We start from the raw sequence: 17570 nt of genomic DNA, 5'->3' as shown, positions 1-17570 counted from the left end.
TTTGGCAAAAAGACAATTTAAACTTTCACTTTGACAAAATATGCTTAACAAAACAGATAAAAAACTCATCAGTCTACTGCGCGTCAATGCACGCACATCGGTTTCTGATTTAGCTAAAAAGATAGGTGTTTCGCGAACCACTGTGCAAAATCGCTTGGATCGACTGGAGCAATCCGGCGTGATCGCCGGCTACACCGTCACGCTCAAGCCAGAGGTGGAGAAAAGCCAGATAAAGGCATTGATGTTCATTACCGCGGAAGGCAAAGAAGAGGCCAAAGTGATTGAGGCTTTGCGCGGTTTTCCCAGTATTGTGGAAATCTATAGTACCAATGGACATTGGGATTTGATGGTTGAAGTACAAACCGATAATCTGATCGAGTTTCACGAAATCTTGGCACAGGTGCGCATCATCCATGGGGTGCTGACTACGGAAACCACGATATTGTTGGCTCCATTCAAGCACTAACAATACTGCTTTTTAGGGTTATGTAGGATTCGCGTGCCGTGACAAAACGATTAAGAGCGTCGCGCCGAATCAAGTGAAGTGGATTCAAACATGATGAATGGTTTGATCGATTCTCTATCGCTTGATGGATAGAGATTTGGATATGGTTAAGGCGTATCCTTAAAATCCACGGCGTGGTAGCCATCTATTTGACCGGCCATGGTTTGGTCGGCGCGTTGTCCCAAATTGCCCAGTCCCTTGAGCTGCAACTGGAACAGGATCGAGTTGCTCGCTTTGTTGTTCCCTGTTTGCGTGCGCTGCCCGACCAAGCGGAAAATCCAACAATCGTGGGCGTACTCAAATCCGGCGTACACATCGTTGACTTTTTTCGATTGCAGGTTGTAGTTTAGACGCGCCACGGCGTACAAATTATTTGACACATAGCTGACGGGGAATTGCGTGGCGACGTACACGGTTTTGGCCGGTTCTTTGAGAATGCGGTTTTCGTGGTAGCCGAGATTGAACACCTGACGAAAGCTGGGTTGCCAGCGAATCGCCGCGTCGGTTCGCAGCAGTTTGTTGTTGTCCATATTGTATTGAACGAAACCCTGCGCCCATAGGTTTGGCGCGATGCGTCCCGACATGGCGGCCAAAACGTCAGATTTGCGGCTGGTGTTGGTTGTGGTGGTGTTCGGCAGAGTGACGCTTTGCTCGTCAAAATAGTAGCGTTGTGCCACGGATGCTTGCAGTAATTCTTCACCAGTGTCTTGTGACAAGATGCGCGAGGTCACGCCGGTGGTGATTTGATTGGCTTGCGCAATGCGATCACTGCCGGTAAATAGGTTTTCGGTGTAAATGCGCGAGAAGTCCAAATCGGCCAAGGCGCTGTCAAAGTTCCAAATTTGGTTTTGGCTGCGGTACGGGATGTAGGCGTAATACAGCCGCGGCTCCAAGGTCTGAATCACGTTTTTACCGAACCATTGCGCGCGTCGCTCCATCACCAATCCGCTGTCTAAGCTCATGATCGGCAGTACGCGCGTGGCGTTTTTGTCATACACCACGCCGGTATTGCTCGGTACATAGCTCAGATTGTATTGTGTGGCATGAACTCCGATTTTTGGGATGAAAAATGCGCCGGGTTGACGCCATTCATAGCTCACACTCGGATAAACAATATGTCGCCAGCCGCGTGCGTGGTCGGTTTTGTCGGGATGGGTGAAACGAATCGATTCGGCTTGGGTATTGAATACCCAGTTGCCCCAGCGCTTTTTGTAATTCACGTTTAACTGCGGCTCAAAGTCATACGGGACTTCGACACTGTTCGCGCTGTCCTGCAAGGTTTGATAAGTCTTGCGGCGCAGGCGCATGTACAGATCGTCGTCCTTGTATTGCAGACTGAATGTACTCGGAATCGTGCGCGAGGCGGTATCGGCAATGCGCGAGCCAAAATCATCGATGTAGTCTTTGTCCGAGACTTTTTGCCAATTCACATCGGCGCGCCATTGACCTTTGCCCAAGTCGCCGCGCGTGGTGTGCTGAACCATCCAATAATATCGTGCGTCATTGGTCTTTTTGTCATTCGGCATATATTCGCCATACAACTGACCGGAACCCCAGCGCGTCAGATAACGGTATTCCGCACCCAAGCGCACACCGCGTTCGCCCAAAATAGCCGGATAAAGCGTGGCGTCGTAATTGGGTGCGATGTTGAAATAGTAGGGCACAACGATGGTTGCGCCGTTGCTCGAGGCGTAGCCGAAGGTCGGAGTCAATACGCCGGATTGACGTTTATTGCCCAGCGGTACGCGCAGGTACGGGCTGGCCAGAATCGGTACGTCTTTGAATACCAGCGTGGCGTTGCGCGCGATGCCCTGATCTGTGTCCTGATCCAAAATCAACGAGTCGGTTTTGATGTACCAATCGGGGTCTTCCGCCTGACAGGTGGTGTAGCGCGCTTGCGAGAGCAGGGCGCGGCGGCTGGATAGCAGGGTCAAGGATTCGGCTTTGCCGCGTCCATCGGTTTTGCTGACGGTGAAGTCCGCCGGTGTCACGCGGCCGGTTTCGCTCGACAGATTGTATTGCAGGTTTTGACCGGCGATGGAGCCACCGTCGGCTTTGACCATTTTCGCATTGCCGTTGACCGATACTTGCTCGCTCGGGTAATCGTAATGAATCGTGTCGCCTTGCACGCGTGTGTCTTCGCGACTGATGCAGGCTTTGCCTTTGAGATAGATGTCCTGATTGACCACGGCGGTGACGCTATCGGACACCGCTAAGGTATTGCCGGTGTTGTCGGTCGCACCAACGGTTTTTGCATCTTGCAGATCTTGGCAATAGGGCAAAACCTCCTCGGCGGGCGGCGCGGTTTTCGGCGCAGGTGCTACCCAGACTTCTTCGGAAATGGTTTGCGCGCTCACCGGCTCCACCAAGGCACTTGCACAGGAGAGCAACACCAAGGCGCGCAGAACGTGTTTGGTCAAGGGATTGACCAATGGGGTATGCGACGCAGTGACTGTTTTTCCGGCAAATAGCATGGGCGATCAATGTTTTAAGCAATGGTTCAAGTAAAGGGATTGCTGTGCTGCTCCATGCGCTTGGCACAAGTGAGCAGCCAATTGTAACGCCGGATTGCAACGGTGATGGGCTATATTGACCACATAAAATCGAGTAGAATACGCGACGACAGCAAAAGCGGACTCATTGTACCTGATTATTGAGTGCGCTGGCTTTGGCGATGGTGGATTTTCGCCGAGAAAATAACGTTTTGAAACGGATCAATGGATAATGGATCAACAATGACAACTACGACAGCACATACAGAATTAGCATTACCGAACGATGAACGGGTCGCGCTGCTCCAGCAATGGTTGCACACGCTGCCCCCAGCATGGGGCATACAGGTGGATAGCTTGGCGGTGGCTTCGGCGGATGCGAGCTTTCGCCGCTATTTCCGGGTGAAAACAACGCAGTCCGCTCAGCCGAGCCTGATTGTCATGGATGCGCCGCCAACGCACGAGGATTGCGCGCCGTTTATTCATGTGGCGCAGTTATTCGGTGGCAGCGGCGTGAATGTGCCGAAAATTCTGGCGCAGGATTTGGCACAGGGCTTTTTATTGTTGAGCGATTTGGGCAATACCACTTATCTGACCGCGCTCAATGCGGATATGTCGCAGGCCGATGCGTTGTATCGGCAGGCGTTAAAAGCACTGGTTCAGTTGCAAACTGCGAGTCAGCCGAATGTGTTGCCCGATTATGACCGCCAACGCTTGCTGGATGAAATGATGTTGTTTCCGCAGTGGTATTTGGGCGTGCATTACCAATATTCATTGACGGATGAGCAAACGGCCGCCTTGACCAAGGTATTCAACGCTTTATTAGACAACAACACCGCGCAAACCTCAGTTTGGGTGCATCGTGACTATCACAGCCGCAATTTGATGGTGGTGGACGGCGCGCCGGATGATATGGCCATTAACCCGGGAATTATTGATTTTCAGGATGCGGTCTATGGCCCGATTACCTATGATGCGGTGTCGTTGTTGCGCGACGCGTATATTGAGTGGCCGGAAGACGTGCAGATTGATTGGCTTGCGCGCTATTGGGAAATGGCGCGAGCGGCCGGATTGGTGGTTCCGGACACGTTTGACGTGTTCTACCGCGATTTTGAGTTCATGGGTTTGCAACGTCATTTGAAAGTTCTGGGTATTTTCGCGCGCTTATATCACCGCGATGGCAAATCGGGCTATTTGAAAGACTTGCCGCTGGTGCTCAAATACACGCGTCAGGTGGCCGCGCGTTACCGCGAGTTTGCGCCGCTGTTGCGCCTGCTCGATGATGTGGCACAGAAAGCAGGGACAGATGATACCACGCAGGTCGGTTATACTTTTTAAGGGTGCAGCATGATTGATGTCGCGATGATTTTTGCCGCCGGACGGGGCGAGCGTATGCGTCCTTTGACCGATGTGACGCCCAAACCCTTGCTCGAAGTCGGTGGTAAGCCGCTGATCGTGTGGCAAATCGAAGCGCTGGCGCGCGCGGGTATACGCCGAATCGTGATTAACCATGCGTGGTTGGGCGAGCAAATTCCGGCGTATTTGGGCGATGGTTCGCGCTACGGGGTGCAGTTGTATTACTCGGCGGAGCGCGCGGCGCTGGAAACGGCGGGCGGTATTGCACAGGCATTGCCGATATTGACCACGCTCAGTGCGCATTCGGTGTTTTTGGCGGTCAGCGGAGATGTGTACACGGACTATGATTATGCGCAATTGCATGGCAAGGCCGCAGAGTTGGCGCGCAGCGAGCAGCCGCAAATGTTTTTGGTGATGGTGGACAATCCCGATTTTCATGCGCAGGGTGATTTTGCGCTGGATGGTGAACGTTTGTTGGCCTTGAATGATCCGATGCGCTCAGATGCGGCGCGTGCATTGACCTTTGGCAATATCGGTCTGTACGATATGCGCGAGTTTGCCGCGATCCAAGCCGGTGAAAAAGTAGCGATGAGCCCTTATTATCGTCAAGCGATTGAGCAGGGTCGCGCGCAGGGTGTGTTTTTCGACGGCTTGTGGGAGAATGTAGGTACGCCTGAGCAATTATCTCAATTGAATCGGCGTTTACTGGGGTAAATTTGCGTGAATGGAATGCCTCGGTTCATTTAATGTGGAGTAGTGGATATGCGCATACTGTTAGCAGAAGACGATGAAGTGCTCGCAGACGGTCTCTCGCGCGCCTTGCGCGAAACCGGCTACGCGGTGGATGTGGTGAACGATGGCCAGCAGGCCGATGCTGCGCTGTCCACGCAGGAATGCGATCTGCTGATTCTGGATTTGGGTTTGCCGAAAATGTCCGGTTTGGAGGTTTTGCGTCGCGCGCGTGCGCGTCACATGTACACGCCGGTACTGATTTTGACCGCTGCCGATTCGGTGGAACAACGCGTCCAGGGTTTGGATTTGGGGGCGGACGACTATATGGCCAAGCCGTTTTCCCTGCACGAATTGCTCGCGCGCGTGCGGGCGCTCACGCGCCGCCAAGCGGGGTTTGGTCAAAGCCGCATTCAGTTGGGTAATTTGAGCTTTGATCTGGTCTCGCGCAGCGCGCAGGTGAACGATCAGTTGATCGATCTGTCGGCACGCGAATTGGGCGTATTGGAAATTTTGCTCAATCGCACGGGGCGTTTGGTGTCCAAAGAGCAGATTCTCGATCATTTGTGCGAGTGGGGCGAAGAGGTCAGTCACAACGCGATTGAGGTGTATGTGCACCGTCTGCGCAAAAAGTTGGAGCCGTCGGGCTTGAACATTACCACCATTCGCGGTCTGGGCTATTGTCTGGAAAAACCGAAAGAGGTGCCGGATGCGGTTCCTTAAATCTCTCTAATATAGTCCCTAACTTGCATTGAACCGAGCCAATGTGGCGTAGACTCCAAACCTCCCGCCCCAAATCGCTGTTTGGGCAAATCATGCTGTGGATGCTGTTGCCGCTGATTATTCTGTGGCCGCTGTCCATGCTGATTTCCTATCCGATTGGGCGCAGCATTGCCGACTCACCCTTCGATCAGAGTCTGAACAATCAAATCCAACTGTTGCAGCAGCGTGTGCACACTGAGCAAGTCGGCACGCCGTGGCATGTGGTGGCCGATGATGGCACGGACAAGCGGGTGTTTCAGCTCATCACCGCCGATGGCGTGTCGATTGAAGGCTGGGCGAAGCTGCCGCAGCCGCCTTTGCTTGACTCGATTGAGTTGAACCGCGTGCAATTTTACAATACCAAAATTGATGGCGAACCCTACCGCATGGCGTATGTGTGGTTGCAATTGAACGCCACCTCGCCGCTGACGGTGAAATTTTCACCTGACACCTTGGTATTGCTGCAAATCGGCGAAACGCTGAATAAGCGCCGCGCGCTGGCGCGGCAAATTTTGCAGGGCGTGACCTTGCCGCAATTGATGTTTCTGCCGATTGCGGTGATGCTGATTTGGTTTGGCTTGACGCGCGGGATCATGTCGCTCAATCGCCTGCAAATGAGCGTTTTACAACGCAATGAAAACGATTTGAGCAATTTATCTTTGGACGATACGCCTGAGGAAGTGCAGCCGCTGGTGCGCAGTTTTAACAATATTCTCAGTCGCTTGCGGCGCAACGTCGGTCTGCAAAAACGCTTTTTGGCCGACACCGCGCATCAAATCAAAACGCCGCTGGCCGGACTGAAAGCGCAGGCTGAGTTGGCGCTCAATACCAAAAGCTCGCTACAACGGCGCGAGAGTCTGGAGCACATCAGCAGCTCCGCCGATCGTGCGGCGCGCTTGGTATCGCAATTGATCGCATTGGCGCGTACCGAACACATCAGCAACGAAGGCACAGACTGGAAAAACGTCGATCTGGTGCAGGCGGCGCGTGATCAATTGGTCAATGCTGCCGACCACGCGATGCAGGCGGGGCTATTGATCGCGTTTGAAGCGCCCGATTGGGAAGTACCGGTGTTTGCCCAGCCGGTGATGCTCGGTGAATTGATCAAAAACCTGATTGATAACGCTTGTCACTACACCCAGTCCGATGTCACCGTGCGCGTGACGCAGGATCATTTGGCCGCGCATTTGTACGTACTGGACAATGGCCCCGGAATTCCCGCGCATGAGCGCGAGCAGGTATTTGAGCCATTTTACAGCGTATTGGGCGAGAACAAAGGCGGCAGCGGTCTGGGGCTGGCGATTGTCAAGGAAATCGCACGCCTGCACTCTGCTGAACTGAAAATCACCGAAAACGTTGAGTTGGAAAATGCCTACCTCAAACCCGGCTGTATCGTGCATGTGATTTTCAAGCGTGCGGATGTGCAGATGTCCGAGTCGGCGGGTTTGGGTACATAGAGGATTTTTCGTCAGGCATTTGCCCCGAATATTTCAATCGCCGCCAAGGCATCTTGCTCAGTCATCACGCGCGCGTTGCGCGTGGCGGGGTCAATGCAGGTTTGCATCAGAATCGCCCGATCAATGCCCGATAAACCGCGATAGCGCACGACTTGCGGGGTTTTGCCTTGCGCGCGCAGTTGCTGCGTCAGTGCCAAAGCCTGCGCTTCGGAGTAGGCGTAGAGCGGTTGCTGTTCGGTCAAACTGATTTGCACCCACGGCGCATGAATCATCAGTACACGGCCTTGATCGAGCAGTGGTCGTAAGTATTGGTAGACAAACATCAACATCAGCGCACCGCTGTGGATACCGTCCGCATCGGGGTCAAACAGCAACACCAGCCGTTCAAACCGCAAATCATCCCAGACGAATAAATCCGCCGTTGGGCGCGAGTGGTCAATGCCCAAGCTCTCGTTCAGAGCTTTGAACAGCGGGTATGCAGCCACTTTCTCGGCTGAGGCTTTGATCGCGTTTAATGGTTTGCCTTGCATGGGCAAAACCGCCTGAAATTGTCCATCGCGCAATGCCGCAACCGTGCTGGCGGCCGAATCGCCTTCGACGATGAATAGTTCCGTTCCCGCACCGTGGCGGCGCGAGTCGGTCAGTTTGACAGGAGTATTTTTAAAGTACATGTGGGCGCATCATTGAAGAAAAAACACCCGCGCAGTCTACAACATTTACGCGGGTGTATTTTAAATGATGAAGGTTTTTAACCCCAACGTCGGTGCAAATAGCGCACACTGGCATCGAGCAGCCAACCAATCAGACCGATCAGCACAATCGCTGCCATCAGCTCTGAATACGCCATGCGGTCGCGGGTATCGAGGATGAAGTAGCCCAAGCCGCTGGTCACGCCGAGCATTTCGCATGGCACCAGCACGATCCACACCACGCCGATCGCCAGTCGCAGGCCGGTCAGGACATGGCCGAACACCGCGGGTAAAATGATGCGCGACAGCGTTTCCCACGGCGTCGCCGACAGCGATGCACCCAGTTGTAACCACTGTTTATCAATCGATTTAACGCCCGCGGAGGTATTCAAAATAATCGGCCAGACCGCAGCAAAGGTCAGGAGAAAATAAATTGGCGCGTCGCCAATGCCAAATAACATCACCACCACCGGCATCCATGACAGCGGCGAAATCATGCGCAGCAGTTGAAAGGCGCCGGTGCTGGTCTGCTCGAACAAGGCCGAGCGACCCACCAACAGGCCAATCGGAATACCGATCAGCAAGGCCAAAGCCAATCCGATCAAAACCCGCCGCAGGCTGGCGATCAGGTGCGCGTTCAATTGCCCCTGACTGAGCAATTGCCACAAACTATCCGCCGTGGGCGCAGGCGCCAATTGTGACGCAATCGGCATACTGCCCTGCAACCACTGCACGCCGAAATGCCACAGCACGACCAAAACCAGCAGGCCGATCACGGCCAGCAGATGCGGTGTCGTCGTTGGCGAGAGCAGCGTTTTTGCTCCGACCGTTGGCGCGTTCGTTGATTGATTAACGGGGTGTGCGATGTGGTTGCTCATGGTGTTGTCCATCATATAGTGCCGAATTAGACCACCAAGGTTTCTTGACGGCTAAAACTGTCGGGGATATTGAATTTGGCCTGACTTTGCGTCGCCAAAATTGCCTGACGCACAAAACGGTCATCCACCAATTCTTTGGCGACGGTTTGCGGATCAAGTTTTGCCAAGAAATCGTGCTGTCCCGCGATATAAGTCTGCTGGAGGATTTGCACCAATTTTTCGGTGTAGCTGGCATACGGATACGGCTGAAAGTCAATGCGCGATTGTTGCCAATCGGGATGGCGAATCACGCCACGATCAATATAACCTTGCCAATCTTTGCTGTTCGGCGCGAGTACTTTTTGCAAAACCGGTTCCAAATGCGGCGTGTATTTGTGTTCGCCCGAAGCGGACATCAAGGCTGCCGTTTGTACGCGGTGCTCCTGCGTCCACAATTGCGCTTTGACCAGCGCATTGACCACTTTTTGCGTCCATTCGGGGCGCTGTTCCACATCGCGGCTGTGCATCACCGATACGCAGCAGGCGTGATCGCGCCACACGTCGGCAGTAAAGCGCAAGACTTTACCGACGCCGAGCTGCTCGGCAGAGGCGTTGAACGGCTCGGCGACGATGAACCCAGCAATGCTGTTCGCCGCCAAAGCCGGTGTCATGTCCGATGGTGCCATGACCACCAATTTCACCTGTTTGGCTGTTGGTGTTGCTTGCTCGGTGACTTCGAGGCCGTTTTCGCGCAGCAAATATTGCAATACCACATTGTGAATCGAGTACCAGAATGGAATCGCCACGGTTTTTCCGCCGAGGTCTTTGATGCTGTTGATGCTCGGCGCTACGGTCAAGGCAGAGCCAGCCATGTGGTTCCACATCAAAACTTTGAGCGGGCTTTGGCTGCCATAGCGCGCCCAAACGGTCATCGGCGAGAGCAAATGCACCAAGTTCACTTGGCCGCTGATAAACGCCTCGACCAACTGCGCCCAACTACGGAACATTTTTGGCGCTTCTACCGCCACGCCTTCGGCCTCGAATAATTTTTGCTGATGCGCGACCAACAGTGGCGTTGCATCGGTGATTGGCAGATAACCAATACGCAATGGCGCATCGGGCGATTTTTCCGCGCGCTGATTGCACGCCTGTAATAACGGCAGGCTGCCGCTGAGCATGAATAAACTGCTGAGTTTGAGCATTTCACGACGAGAGATCATGGTGAGCCTTTTTATGAGGTAAAAGTGGTTAAAAATGATTAAGGAAGTACGGAGTAACCCCTACCGTCTCCAGCCCGAAGGGTTCTGGCAAAAAATACCCAGAACTTTGTTCCAGAATAGGGGCTGTTCCGTGCTTCCTTAAAGTGGGTAAGGTCAATCGCATTTAAATCACGTAGTCTTCGATGGCCTCGGAGGCATTCAAACGGCCACGGTGCAAGGTTTGCAAAATATCCACGCGCAGCGCATTCATATTCAGCGCGACCTCTTGGCGCGGATACGGCGCATTGATCGACCATTGCCCAATCAAGCGGCCGGGTTTATTGCCCAGCAGCAATACGCGATCCGCTACGGTCAGCGCTTCGTCAATATCATGCGTGACCAATACCGCGGCGGTGTGGTGGCGTTCAACGATTTGGCGCAGCAATTCCTGCATCTCGCCACGGGTGATCTCGTCCAGTGCGGAAAACGGTTCGTCCAGCAGAATGATCTCCGGCTGACGTGCCAACGCGCGTGCCAATGCCACGCGCTGCGCCATCCCGCCGGACAAGGCCGAAGGGTAGGCATTGGCCGCGTGGCTCAAGCCGACTTCCTGCATGGCCGATTGCACGCGCTGCTGAGCCTCGTTTTTGCTGATCTGCGGTTGGTTTTTGAACGACAGGCCAAACGCGATGTTCTCGCGCACGGTCAGCCACGGCAATAAGCTGGGCTGTTGAAACACAAACGCCGCGCGCGCATGAGGGCGGCTGATGGTTTGTCCGAAAATCTGTACCTGACCACGGTGCGGTTGATCCAACCCGGCCAAAACGCGCAGCAGCGAGGATTTACCCACGCCGCTCGGACCGAGCAGCGCGACCAATTCACCATGCGCCAAATCCAGCGAAAAATCCTGTAACACGAGGTTGAATTCCGCTTTGGGCTGCGCGTAGCCCAAAGCGATGTCGTGCGCTTGTAAAATCGGTGCTGCGCTCATGATGCCTGCTCCAACGCGGTTTCGGCAGGTGATTTTGACGCTTGCTCCAGCGCATGGATTTCCTTGCGCAGGTGTTTGATCGCCGGTGTGACGATGGCGACGAACATTGCCTCGCGGGTGCGGCGTTGGGCTGCGTGGCGCACTTGATAACCCTTTGCACCTGCGTGCAGGGCGGCCGACTGCGCCGCGCGCAAGGCCAATTCGGACGCGGCTAAGCGCAGTTTCAGTACCTGTAAACGTTGCTCGTCGCTGATCGCGCCGGCGTACACGGCGTCGGCCAATGGCAAGGTTTGCGCCAAAATCGCGTCCAACTCGGCGCGCAGGCTGGCCTCGTCGTCGTCCAAAAAGGCATTGACCTCGGCGACCGCGCCGATATTGCTCTGGCGAATCACGTTCAAGCAGCCTTCGATCACGCCCGCGCCGATGCCCATTTGCAATAGGATAAAACCGGATTTGATGCGTTGAATATAGGCCGCAAATTCGTTGGGTTCGGCCAGCACGTCGGCGTGTGAGATAAAGACGTTTTCAAAGCGCACATTCAGCGTGCCGGTGCCTTCGAGCGCGCAAAATTCCGCGCACGGCTTGAGCGTCACGCCTGCGCTTTGACCGCCCGCCATAAACATCACATAGCGTTGATCGGGCAATTGCGCCGTCGCCGCGAACACATGATCGGCGCCCAGATTCGACACCCACGGCAAAACGCCGTTGATCACATAGCCGCCCTCAACGGGCTGCGCTTGCAACAAATGCTTTTCGATGCCCGCCAGATGCTTGACCGTGTTCGACATGCCGGTTCCGGCCAATTGTTTACCGCTCAAAATGTCGGGTAAATATTTCGCGCGTACGGCAGCGTTGCTGCTTTGGCGCAGATACCACGCGCAGGCTGATTGACACCAGCCCATGAACGCCGTTGCGCCGCATTCCGCACCGACCGCGCTCAAAACGCGGATTTGCGCGGCCAATCCCAAATCCGAACCGCCAAATTCGCGGCCACCGATTGCAGCAAAACCGCCGATCGCACCCAATTCATGCAGGTACTCGGTGGGGTACAGACCTTTGCAGTCAATCTCACCGACCAAGGGGCGTAAGTGCGATTGAGCGTGCTCGCTGATGGTGTGTAATAAGGTTTCGACAGACATAGTGCTTCCTTAAGCGTATGGCTGTAATTCAGGGTTGATCGGCGTTTGCGCCAGATTATTGGTGTAATTACACAGGGTTGCCAAGGCCACGCCAAGGATGACTTCGACCGCTTGCTGCTGGTTGTAGCCGGCGGCGATGAAATCGTTGAACTCGGCGTCGCTGACATTGCCCTTGTTGTGCATCACGGCGAGGGTGAATTGCGCCAGTTGGTTCAATTTCGCATCGCTCAATGCGCTGGTGTGGCGCAATGCTTCGATCAACTCGGGCGACATCAGGTTTTTCTTCGTGCTCAGCGCGCAGTGACCGGCCACGCAAAAGCCGCAACCATTGGTGACGGCGGCGGTGATTTGCACCACTTCGCGTTCAGCAGGCGTGAGGCTGGTTTTCGCATTGATCGCGCCGACTTCTTGGTACATTTCGAGCGCGGTCGGGGCGTTGGCCAATACGCCGATCAGATTCGGTAAAAAACCGTTGTTTTTCAAGGCGGTGGCCACGCGTGCTTGTGCGGCTTCGGGGGCTGATTCGACGGTGTGGATGGTCAGACGGCTCATAATAGAATTCCTTTTGATTTCAATTGAATAGAAAATTTAGATTTAAAAGTTATAAAAATAATTATTTTTTATAAAAAATTTCGATCATTTTAATGGTCTTGTCTCTGATTGCAAACGAATTTATCCTACTTTTATTATTATTAAATTGAATATAAGGTTTATTCTTTTATTTTTAAAAGTAATTATATTGGGTGGCTTTTGCTAATTTTTTAATAGAATTCTGTGCCTGCCAAACGGCTCGTGTTATAATTCGCGTTGGCGGGTCCCTTCGCATTGGGGGACGGTGAATCGGGTCAGGTCCGGAAGGAAGCAGCCACAGCCGTTTTACTCAAGTGCCGGAGTCAGGCTCGCCAACTAATTCCCCAATGGGCGATGGCAAATAGTCCATCGCCTATTTCTTTTGCAGCATTTTGGAGCATACGGAAAGCACAACATGAGTTCACAAGTCCTTGCGCGAAAATGGCGTCCCAAATCATTTGCCGAGTTGGTCGGGCAGGATCACGTGGTCAAAGCCTTGTCTCATGCCTTGGATGCTCAGCGTTTGCATCATGCGTATTTATTCACCGGCACGCGCGGCGTGGGTAAAACCACCATCGCACGCATTTTGGCCAAATCTTTAAACTGCGAAACCGGCGTGTCCGCCACTCCGTGCGGCGTGTGCGCGACCTGTCAGGAGATTGATGCAGGGCGATTTGTGGATCTGCTCGAAATCGACGCGGCGAGCAATACCGGCGTGGATGATATGCGCCAATTGATCGAAAATGCCGAATACATGCCGACTGCAGGGCGTTACAAAGTCTACCTCATTGACGAGGTACACATGCTCTCGAAAAATGCCTTCAACGCGCTGTTGAAAACGCTGGAGGAGCCACCGGCGCATGTGCTGTTCATTTTGGCGACTACCGATCCGCAAAAAGTGCTGCCGACGGTGCTCTCGCGCTGTTTGCAATTTAACCTCAAGCAAATGCCGCCCGCAGACATCGTGACGCATTTGCAAAAAATTCTCAGTGCCGAAAATGTCGCATTTGACGAAGAAGCGCTGCATTTGATCGCCAAAGGCGCGCGCGGCAGTATGCGTGATGCGCTGTCCTTGACCGATCAGGCGATTGCGTACAGCGCGTCCAATGTCAGTGCGAACGCGGTTAAAGAAATGCTCGGCGCGACCGATTCGGCGCAGATCGAGGCGATTTTGCGCGCCTTGATCGCGCGCGATGGCGTGGCGTTAGTGCAGGTGGCCGAGCAAATGGCGGCCGGATCGGCCTCATTTTACGACGCGACCATCGAATTGGCGCAAGTCTTGTATCGCATTAGTTTGGCGCAAATTGTGCCCGATGCTTTGCCTGAGGACTGGCAGTTGAGCAAAATGGTGCGCGAGCTCGCGCCGCACATGGGCGCGGATGAGGTACAACTGTATTACAGCATTGTCACGCAGGCGCGTGAGCAGCTGCACCTCGCGCCCGACCCGCAGGCAGGATTTACCATGATGCTGCTGCGGCTGTTGGCGTTCGTCCCCGAACAATTTCAGGCTGATGCTGCAAAAAAGTAGTCGGCGCAACTTCAAAACCGCAGGCCGCCGTGAGCGCGCCGTCGGTCAAGCCCAATATCCGTCCTGAAGTTGCGCGACCACCATCCAAAACTGTGCCCAATAATAGGTTCGATGCTACGTTCGATGCTGCGCCTGTGGCGCGCATCGAGGCTGTTGCTGCGCCGAGAGAAAAGGTGGCAGCGCCCGCTGAATCGAGTCTTCCCAATCATGCGCCAACAAACACACCGCGCTTGACCGAGAATCAGACTGAATTGGCTGCGGCGTTCGCATCGTCAGTCGCACTGCCCGAATCTTCCGATTTGCGCCGCTCTGAATCAAACGTTAGTGGTAGCAACGATTTAGCGACATTGGGTGAACAATGGCAAACCATCGTGAATCAACTCAGACTGAAAGCCTACGCGCGTCAACTGCCGTATCAAAGCGAATTGATCGAATTGAGCGCGACCCGCTTGGTTCTGCGCTGTGAAAAGGCCAGCTTGGCGACCGATGACAATGCGCTCAAAGTCCTGCGGCAGAATTTGGACGACTATTTCAGCGCGCGCCACCAGCCGACGCCGACACTGCGTGTGCATATTGCTGAGAGTGGCCAAGTGCGCTTTAGCCCACAAAAATTGGCTTTGCAAGAGCGCGAGGCACATCTGGCGCAGGCGCGCGCAGCGATCACCCAGCATCCGACGATTCAGCAGATCGTGCATGAATTTGATGGTATGATTTTGCCCAATTCGATCATGCCAGAATAAATAAATATTTAATAAGCTATTGACTGTAAAGGAAAATATCATGATGAAAAATCAATTGGCCGGCTTGATGAAGCAGGCGCAAAAAATGCAAGACGACATGAAAAAGGCACAAGACGAATTGGCCAGCATTGAAATCGAAGGTCAATCGGGCGCTGGCTTGGTTAAAGTAACCATGAATTGCAAACACGACGTCAAGCGGGTACAAATCGATCCGTCGCTGCTCGAAGACGACAAAGATATGCTGGAAGACTTGGTCGCTGCGGCGGTCAATGATGCGGTGCGTCGCGTCGAGGAAGCCAGTGCGGCGCATTTGGGTAAAGTGACCCAAGGCATGAATCTACCGGGAGGGATGAAGTTTCCATTCTAAGTAAATCAGCCGTGACAGGGCTGCGACACACCTGATGTTGATATCGATAAGGAGGCTATATGAAAACTCGGCATGGTTTCAATCGATGGGTCGCAGCGTTCGGTACGCTGTTGCTGTTGGGCGTAACGCAGACGGCGCTGGCGCAAACGGCGCAAGCGTCGTTGAAATATCCAAATATTTCACATGTGCTGAAACAGGCATTTTCGGCGGGCGTACAGGTGAATCGCTTGAAGGAGCCGAACGCTTTGGAGTTTACCCCGATCGGCTTTGGGTGTATGCGGCAGGTGTATTTTCGTCCTGAGGTACTCAATCGGATTATCGAGCGATCACCTCGCTCAGATATTGCATGGCTGGAACAGCAATTGGCTTTGCCTCAAAATGCCGCGCAACTCAAACTGTTTGATCATACGATGACTCAGGCAATGCAGCAGACCGATGAACAGAAAGTGAATGAATTGGCGGGGCAGGGTTTTGAGCAACTGGCAGTTGTTTTACGCGAACGGGGATATCCTGTGGTTAAGAACTCCTTGAGTGCGCTGGGCGACGTATCCGACCAGCCTGAATTTGAAAATTACTGGTTGGAGGCGGCGGAGACGCCACAGTGCAAAGCCTATGTGGAACGCATGCCGAAGTAATCCGACTGTTTACACCAGCCGCTTTAATTCGCCGCCGCCATCCGATTGTGCATGGCGGCGGTTTTTGTTTTACCCTATGCACCATTACTTTTATTCTTTCTCAAAGCCATGTTTACCAAAGACGCCCAACTGATTCAAAACTCCTATTACGCCGCGACCGCTCAGGCCTTACCCGAACAAGCGCCTTTAAAAAGCACGATCTCCGCCGATGTTTGCGTGGTTGGCGCGGGGTTGGCCGGATTGTCCGCGGCATTGGAGTTGGCCAATGCGGGGTTTGATGTGGTGCTGCTCGAGGCGCGCCGCATCGCGTGGGGCGCTTCGGGGCGCAATGGTGGGCAAGCGATTGCCGGTTATGCCTGCGGCGAAGAGCCGTTTGAAAAAGCCATGTCGATGGATGAGGCCAAACGCGCATTTAATCTGACCATCGAAGGGTTGGATTTGATGCGTGAGCGCATTCGTCAGTACAACATAGATTGCGACTGGGTAGACGGCTATATGACCGCGAGCGTCAAACCCAAGTCCACCGCGGGTTTGTTTGAATGGGCGGATCGCCTGGGCGAAGCGTACGATTATCCGCATTTGCAAAAAATTCAGCCGGATGAAATGCCGGAGTGGGTTGCGTCCAAACGCTACCACGCAGGGGTTTTGGATAAAAACTCTGCACATTTGCACCCGCTCAAATACGCGCTGGGCGTGGCTCGTGCCGCGCTGGACGCGGGTGTTCGTATTTTTGAGCAGAGCATGGTCACGGACATCGCGTACACCGATCCGGCTGTGGTGAAAACCGCGCAAGGGCAGGTGACGGCCAAATTTGTGATTTTGGCGGGCAATGTGTATATTGACGAGCTGGTGCCGAAAATCGCCAAACGCATCATGCCGGTCGGTACCTACATCATCGCGACCGAGCATTTGCCGAAAGAGACGGCGGATAGCCTGATCAAAAACCGCATTGCGGTGTGCGACAATAATTTTGTGCTGGATTATTTCCGCGTGACCAACGACGATCGCATGCTGTTCGGTGGGCGCGTGAGTTACTCGGGCATCACGCCGCCGAATTTGCCGGTAGCGATGCGCAAAACCATGCTGCGTGCCTTTCCACAGCTCGAATCAGCTAAGGTTGAGTACTGCTGGGGTGGTTTTGTCGATGTAACCATGAATCGTGCGCCGGATTTTGGCCGCTTGGCAAACAATGTCTATTATCTGCAAGGCTTTTCAGGGCATGGTCTGATTTTGACCGGTATCGCGGGTAAGCTGGCCGCAGAAGCGGTACGCGGTCAAGCGGAACGCTTTGATATGTTCAGTAAAATCAAGCATTTGCCGTTCCCAGGTGGGAAATATCTGCGCACGCCGGCACAGGTTTTGGGGATGGCGTATTATCGACTGAAAGATTATTTGTGAAATATGTGCGGGGTGTGGCGTTATTGTGCGTAGATGGTTGAAAAATACTTGATAATTAAGGATTTAGCGCGTATAATTGCAGTTTAATTAAAGGGCGTGGCCGTCCGCAGATCGAGTGGTATTGATCGGGCTACGCAGTTCAGAGAAAGATGGGCA

At 53.8% G+C, this 17570-nt stretch carries 17 protein-coding genes and 1 other RNA gene; 11 read left to right on the top strand and 7 right to left on the bottom strand.

Translation table 11 applies throughout. The annotated features are described in order from the left end of the window. Window positions 1-40: 40 nt before the first annotated feature. Window positions 41-466, top strand: a complete 426-nt coding sequence (locus tag ACZ41M_RS05900) for an Lrp/AsnC family transcriptional regulator (RefSeq protein WP_464732045.1) — start codon at window positions 41-43, stop codon at window positions 464-466. A gap of 146 nt (window positions 467-612) precedes the next feature. Here ACZ41M_RS05900 and ACZ41M_RS05895 read toward each other — a convergent pair whose 3' ends face one another. Beyond that, on the bottom strand, window positions 613-2979 hold the full coding sequence (locus ACZ41M_RS05895) for an LPS-assembly protein LptD (RefSeq protein WP_464732046.1): 2367 nt from the start codon (window positions 2977-2979) through the stop codon (window positions 613-615). 261 nt (window positions 2980-3240) lie between these two features. Between ACZ41M_RS05895 and ACZ41M_RS05890 the strand changes: the two genes are divergently transcribed. Genes ACZ41M_RS05890 through ACZ41M_RS05875 form a run of 4 tightly spaced genes read left to right on the top strand, consistent with a single transcriptional unit; the run spans window position 3241 to window position 7301 of the window. Further along, window positions 3241-4335, top strand: coding sequence for an aminoglycoside phosphotransferase family protein (locus tag ACZ41M_RS05890; protein WP_464732047.1), 1095 nt, complete (start codon window positions 3241-3243; stop codon window positions 4333-4335). Between the two features lie 9 nt (window positions 4336-4344). Next, window positions 4345-5067: an N-acetylmuramate alpha-1-phosphate uridylyltransferase MurU gene (gene murU, locus ACZ41M_RS05885; RefSeq protein ID WP_464732048.1), complete on the top strand. Its 723-nt coding sequence runs from the start codon at window positions 4345-4347 to the stop codon at window positions 5065-5067. A 48-nt stretch (window positions 5068-5115) separates the two neighbouring features. Beyond that, entirely contained in the window at window positions 5116-5805 is a 690-nt protein-coding gene (locus ACZ41M_RS05880) for a response regulator transcription factor (RefSeq protein WP_464732049.1), read from the top strand. Window positions 5806-5846: 41 nt separating this feature from the next. Next, a complete protein-coding gene (locus ACZ41M_RS05875) occupies window positions 5847-7301 on the top strand; it encodes a sensor histidine kinase N-terminal domain-containing protein (protein WP_464732050.1) in 1455 nt (484 codons plus the stop codon). A gap of 11 nt (window positions 7302-7312) precedes the next feature. Here the strand turns inward: ACZ41M_RS05875 and ACZ41M_RS05870 are convergent, their stop codons facing one another. The 6 genes from ACZ41M_RS05870 to ACZ41M_RS05845 form a co-directional block, all read right to left on the bottom strand. Then, window positions 7313-7972, bottom strand: coding sequence for a toprim domain-containing protein (locus tag ACZ41M_RS05870; RefSeq protein WP_464732051.1), 660 nt, complete (start codon window positions 7970-7972; stop codon window positions 7313-7315). 77 nt (window positions 7973-8049) lie between these two features. Continuing rightward, on the bottom strand, window positions 8050-8868 hold the full coding sequence (locus tag ACZ41M_RS05865; RefSeq protein ID WP_464732052.1) for an ABC transporter permease: 819 nt from the start codon (window positions 8866-8868) through the stop codon (window positions 8050-8052). Between the two features lie 26 nt (window positions 8869-8894). Further along, entirely contained in the window at window positions 8895-10067 is a 1173-nt protein-coding gene (locus ACZ41M_RS05860) for an ABC transporter substrate-binding protein (protein WP_464732053.1), read from the bottom strand. 163 nt (window positions 10068-10230) lie between these two features. Further along, complete coding sequence (locus tag ACZ41M_RS05855) at window positions 10231-11037, bottom strand: ABC transporter ATP-binding protein (RefSeq protein WP_464732054.1); 807 nt, start codon at window positions 11035-11037, stop codon at window positions 10231-10233. Further along, window positions 11034-12176, bottom strand: a complete 1143-nt coding sequence (locus tag ACZ41M_RS05850) for an acyl-CoA dehydrogenase family protein (protein ID WP_464732055.1) — start codon at window positions 12174-12176, stop codon at window positions 11034-11036. Before ACZ41M_RS05850 ends, ACZ41M_RS05855 begins: the two co-directional genes overlap by 4 nt. A gap of 9 nt (window positions 12177-12185) precedes the next feature. Continuing rightward, a complete protein-coding gene (locus ACZ41M_RS05845; protein WP_464732056.1) occupies window positions 12186-12728 on the bottom strand; it encodes a carboxymuconolactone decarboxylase family protein in 543 nt (180 codons plus the stop codon). Window positions 12729-12985: 257 nt separating this feature from the next. Between ACZ41M_RS05845 and ffs the strand changes: the two genes are divergently transcribed. The 6 genes from ffs (at window position 12986) to ACZ41M_RS05815 (ending at window position 17414) form a co-directional block, all read left to right on the top strand. Beyond that, window positions 12986-13083, top strand: an RNA gene (gene ffs / locus ACZ41M_RS05840) — signal recognition particle sRNA small type. 78 nt (window positions 13084-13161) lie between these two features. Continuing rightward, complete coding sequence (gene dnaX, locus ACZ41M_RS05835; protein ID WP_464732057.1) at window positions 13162-14274, top strand: DNA polymerase III subunit gamma/tau; 1113 nt, start codon at window positions 13162-13164, stop codon at window positions 14272-14274. A 29-nt stretch (window positions 14275-14303) separates the two neighbouring features. Further along, window positions 14304-15014: a DNA polymerase III subunit gamma/tau C-terminal domain-containing protein gene (locus ACZ41M_RS05830; RefSeq protein ID WP_464732058.1), complete on the top strand. Its 711-nt coding sequence runs from the start codon at window positions 14304-14306 to the stop codon at window positions 15012-15014. A 40-nt stretch (window positions 15015-15054) separates the two neighbouring features. Further along, entirely contained in the window at window positions 15055-15381 is a 327-nt protein-coding gene (locus ACZ41M_RS05825) for a YbaB/EbfC family nucleoid-associated protein (protein ID WP_464732059.1), read from the top strand. A 59-nt stretch (window positions 15382-15440) separates the two neighbouring features. Next, window positions 15441-16016: a hypothetical protein gene (locus ACZ41M_RS05820; RefSeq protein ID WP_464732060.1), complete on the top strand. Its 576-nt coding sequence runs from the start codon at window positions 15441-15443 to the stop codon at window positions 16014-16016. A 108-nt stretch (window positions 16017-16124) separates the two neighbouring features. Beyond that, the gene (locus tag ACZ41M_RS05815; RefSeq protein WP_464732061.1) at window positions 16125-17414 is read left to right on the top strand and encodes an NAD(P)/FAD-dependent oxidoreductase; all 1290 of its coding nucleotides are present in this window, start codon (window positions 16125-16127) and stop codon (window positions 17412-17414) included. Window positions 17415-17570: the final 156 nt, after the last annotated feature.

Source organism: Puribacter membranae, assembly GCF_055380425.1.
The sequence above is the reverse complement of the archived record's forward strand: the minus strand, read 5'-3'. Positions and strand labels throughout refer to the sequence as shown.

What these genes read in the sequence shown, in the direction of transcription:
- ACZ41M_RS05900 (WP_464732045.1), top strand. Translation starts at nt 41, where the DNA reads ATGCTTAACAAAACAGATAAAAAACTCATCAGTCTACTGCGCGTCAAT.
- ACZ41M_RS05895 (WP_464732046.1), bottom strand. Translation starts at nt 2,979, where the DNA reads ATGCTATTTGCCGGAAAAACAGTCACTGCGTCGCATACCCCATTGGTC.
- ACZ41M_RS05890 (WP_464732047.1), top strand. Translation starts at nt 3,241, where the DNA reads ATGACAACTACGACAGCACATACAGAATTAGCATTACCGAACGATGAA.
- murU (WP_464732048.1), top strand. Translation starts at nt 4,345, where the DNA reads ATGATTGATGTCGCGATGATTTTTGCCGCCGGACGGGGCGAGCGTATG.
- ACZ41M_RS05880 (WP_464732049.1), top strand. Translation starts at nt 5,116, where the DNA reads ATGCGCATACTGTTAGCAGAAGACGATGAAGTGCTCGCAGACGGTCTC.
- ACZ41M_RS05875 (WP_464732050.1), top strand. Translation starts at nt 5,847, where the DNA reads ATGTGGCGTAGACTCCAAACCTCCCGCCCCAAATCGCTGTTTGGGCAA.
- ACZ41M_RS05870 (WP_464732051.1), bottom strand. Translation starts at nt 7,972, where the DNA reads ATGTACTTTAAAAATACTCCTGTCAAACTGACCGACTCGCGCCGCCAC.
- ACZ41M_RS05865 (WP_464732052.1), bottom strand. Translation starts at nt 8,868, where the DNA reads ATGAGCAACCACATCGCACACCCCGTTAATCAATCAACGAACGCGCCA.
- ACZ41M_RS05860 (WP_464732053.1), bottom strand. Translation starts at nt 10,067, where the DNA reads ATGATCTCTCGTCGTGAAATGCTCAAACTCAGCAGTTTATTCATGCTC.
- ACZ41M_RS05855 (WP_464732054.1), bottom strand. Translation starts at nt 11,037, where the DNA reads ATGAGCGCAGCACCGATTTTACAAGCGCACGACATCGCTTTGGGCTAC.
- ACZ41M_RS05850 (WP_464732055.1), bottom strand. Translation starts at nt 12,176, where the DNA reads ATGTCTGTCGAAACCTTATTACACACCATCAGCGAGCACGCTCAATCG.
- ACZ41M_RS05845 (WP_464732056.1), bottom strand. Translation starts at nt 12,728, where the DNA reads ATGAGCCGTCTGACCATCCACACCGTCGAATCAGCCCCCGAAGCCGCA.
- dnaX (WP_464732057.1), top strand. Translation starts at nt 13,162, where the DNA reads ATGAGTTCACAAGTCCTTGCGCGAAAATGGCGTCCCAAATCATTTGCC.
- ACZ41M_RS05825 (WP_464732059.1), top strand. Translation starts at nt 15,055, where the DNA reads ATGATGAAAAATCAATTGGCCGGCTTGATGAAGCAGGCGCAAAAAATG.
- ACZ41M_RS05820 (WP_464732060.1), top strand. Translation starts at nt 15,441, where the DNA reads ATGAAAACTCGGCATGGTTTCAATCGATGGGTCGCAGCGTTCGGTACG.
- ACZ41M_RS05815 (WP_464732061.1), top strand. Translation starts at nt 16,125, where the DNA reads ATGTTTACCAAAGACGCCCAACTGATTCAAAACTCCTATTACGCCGCG.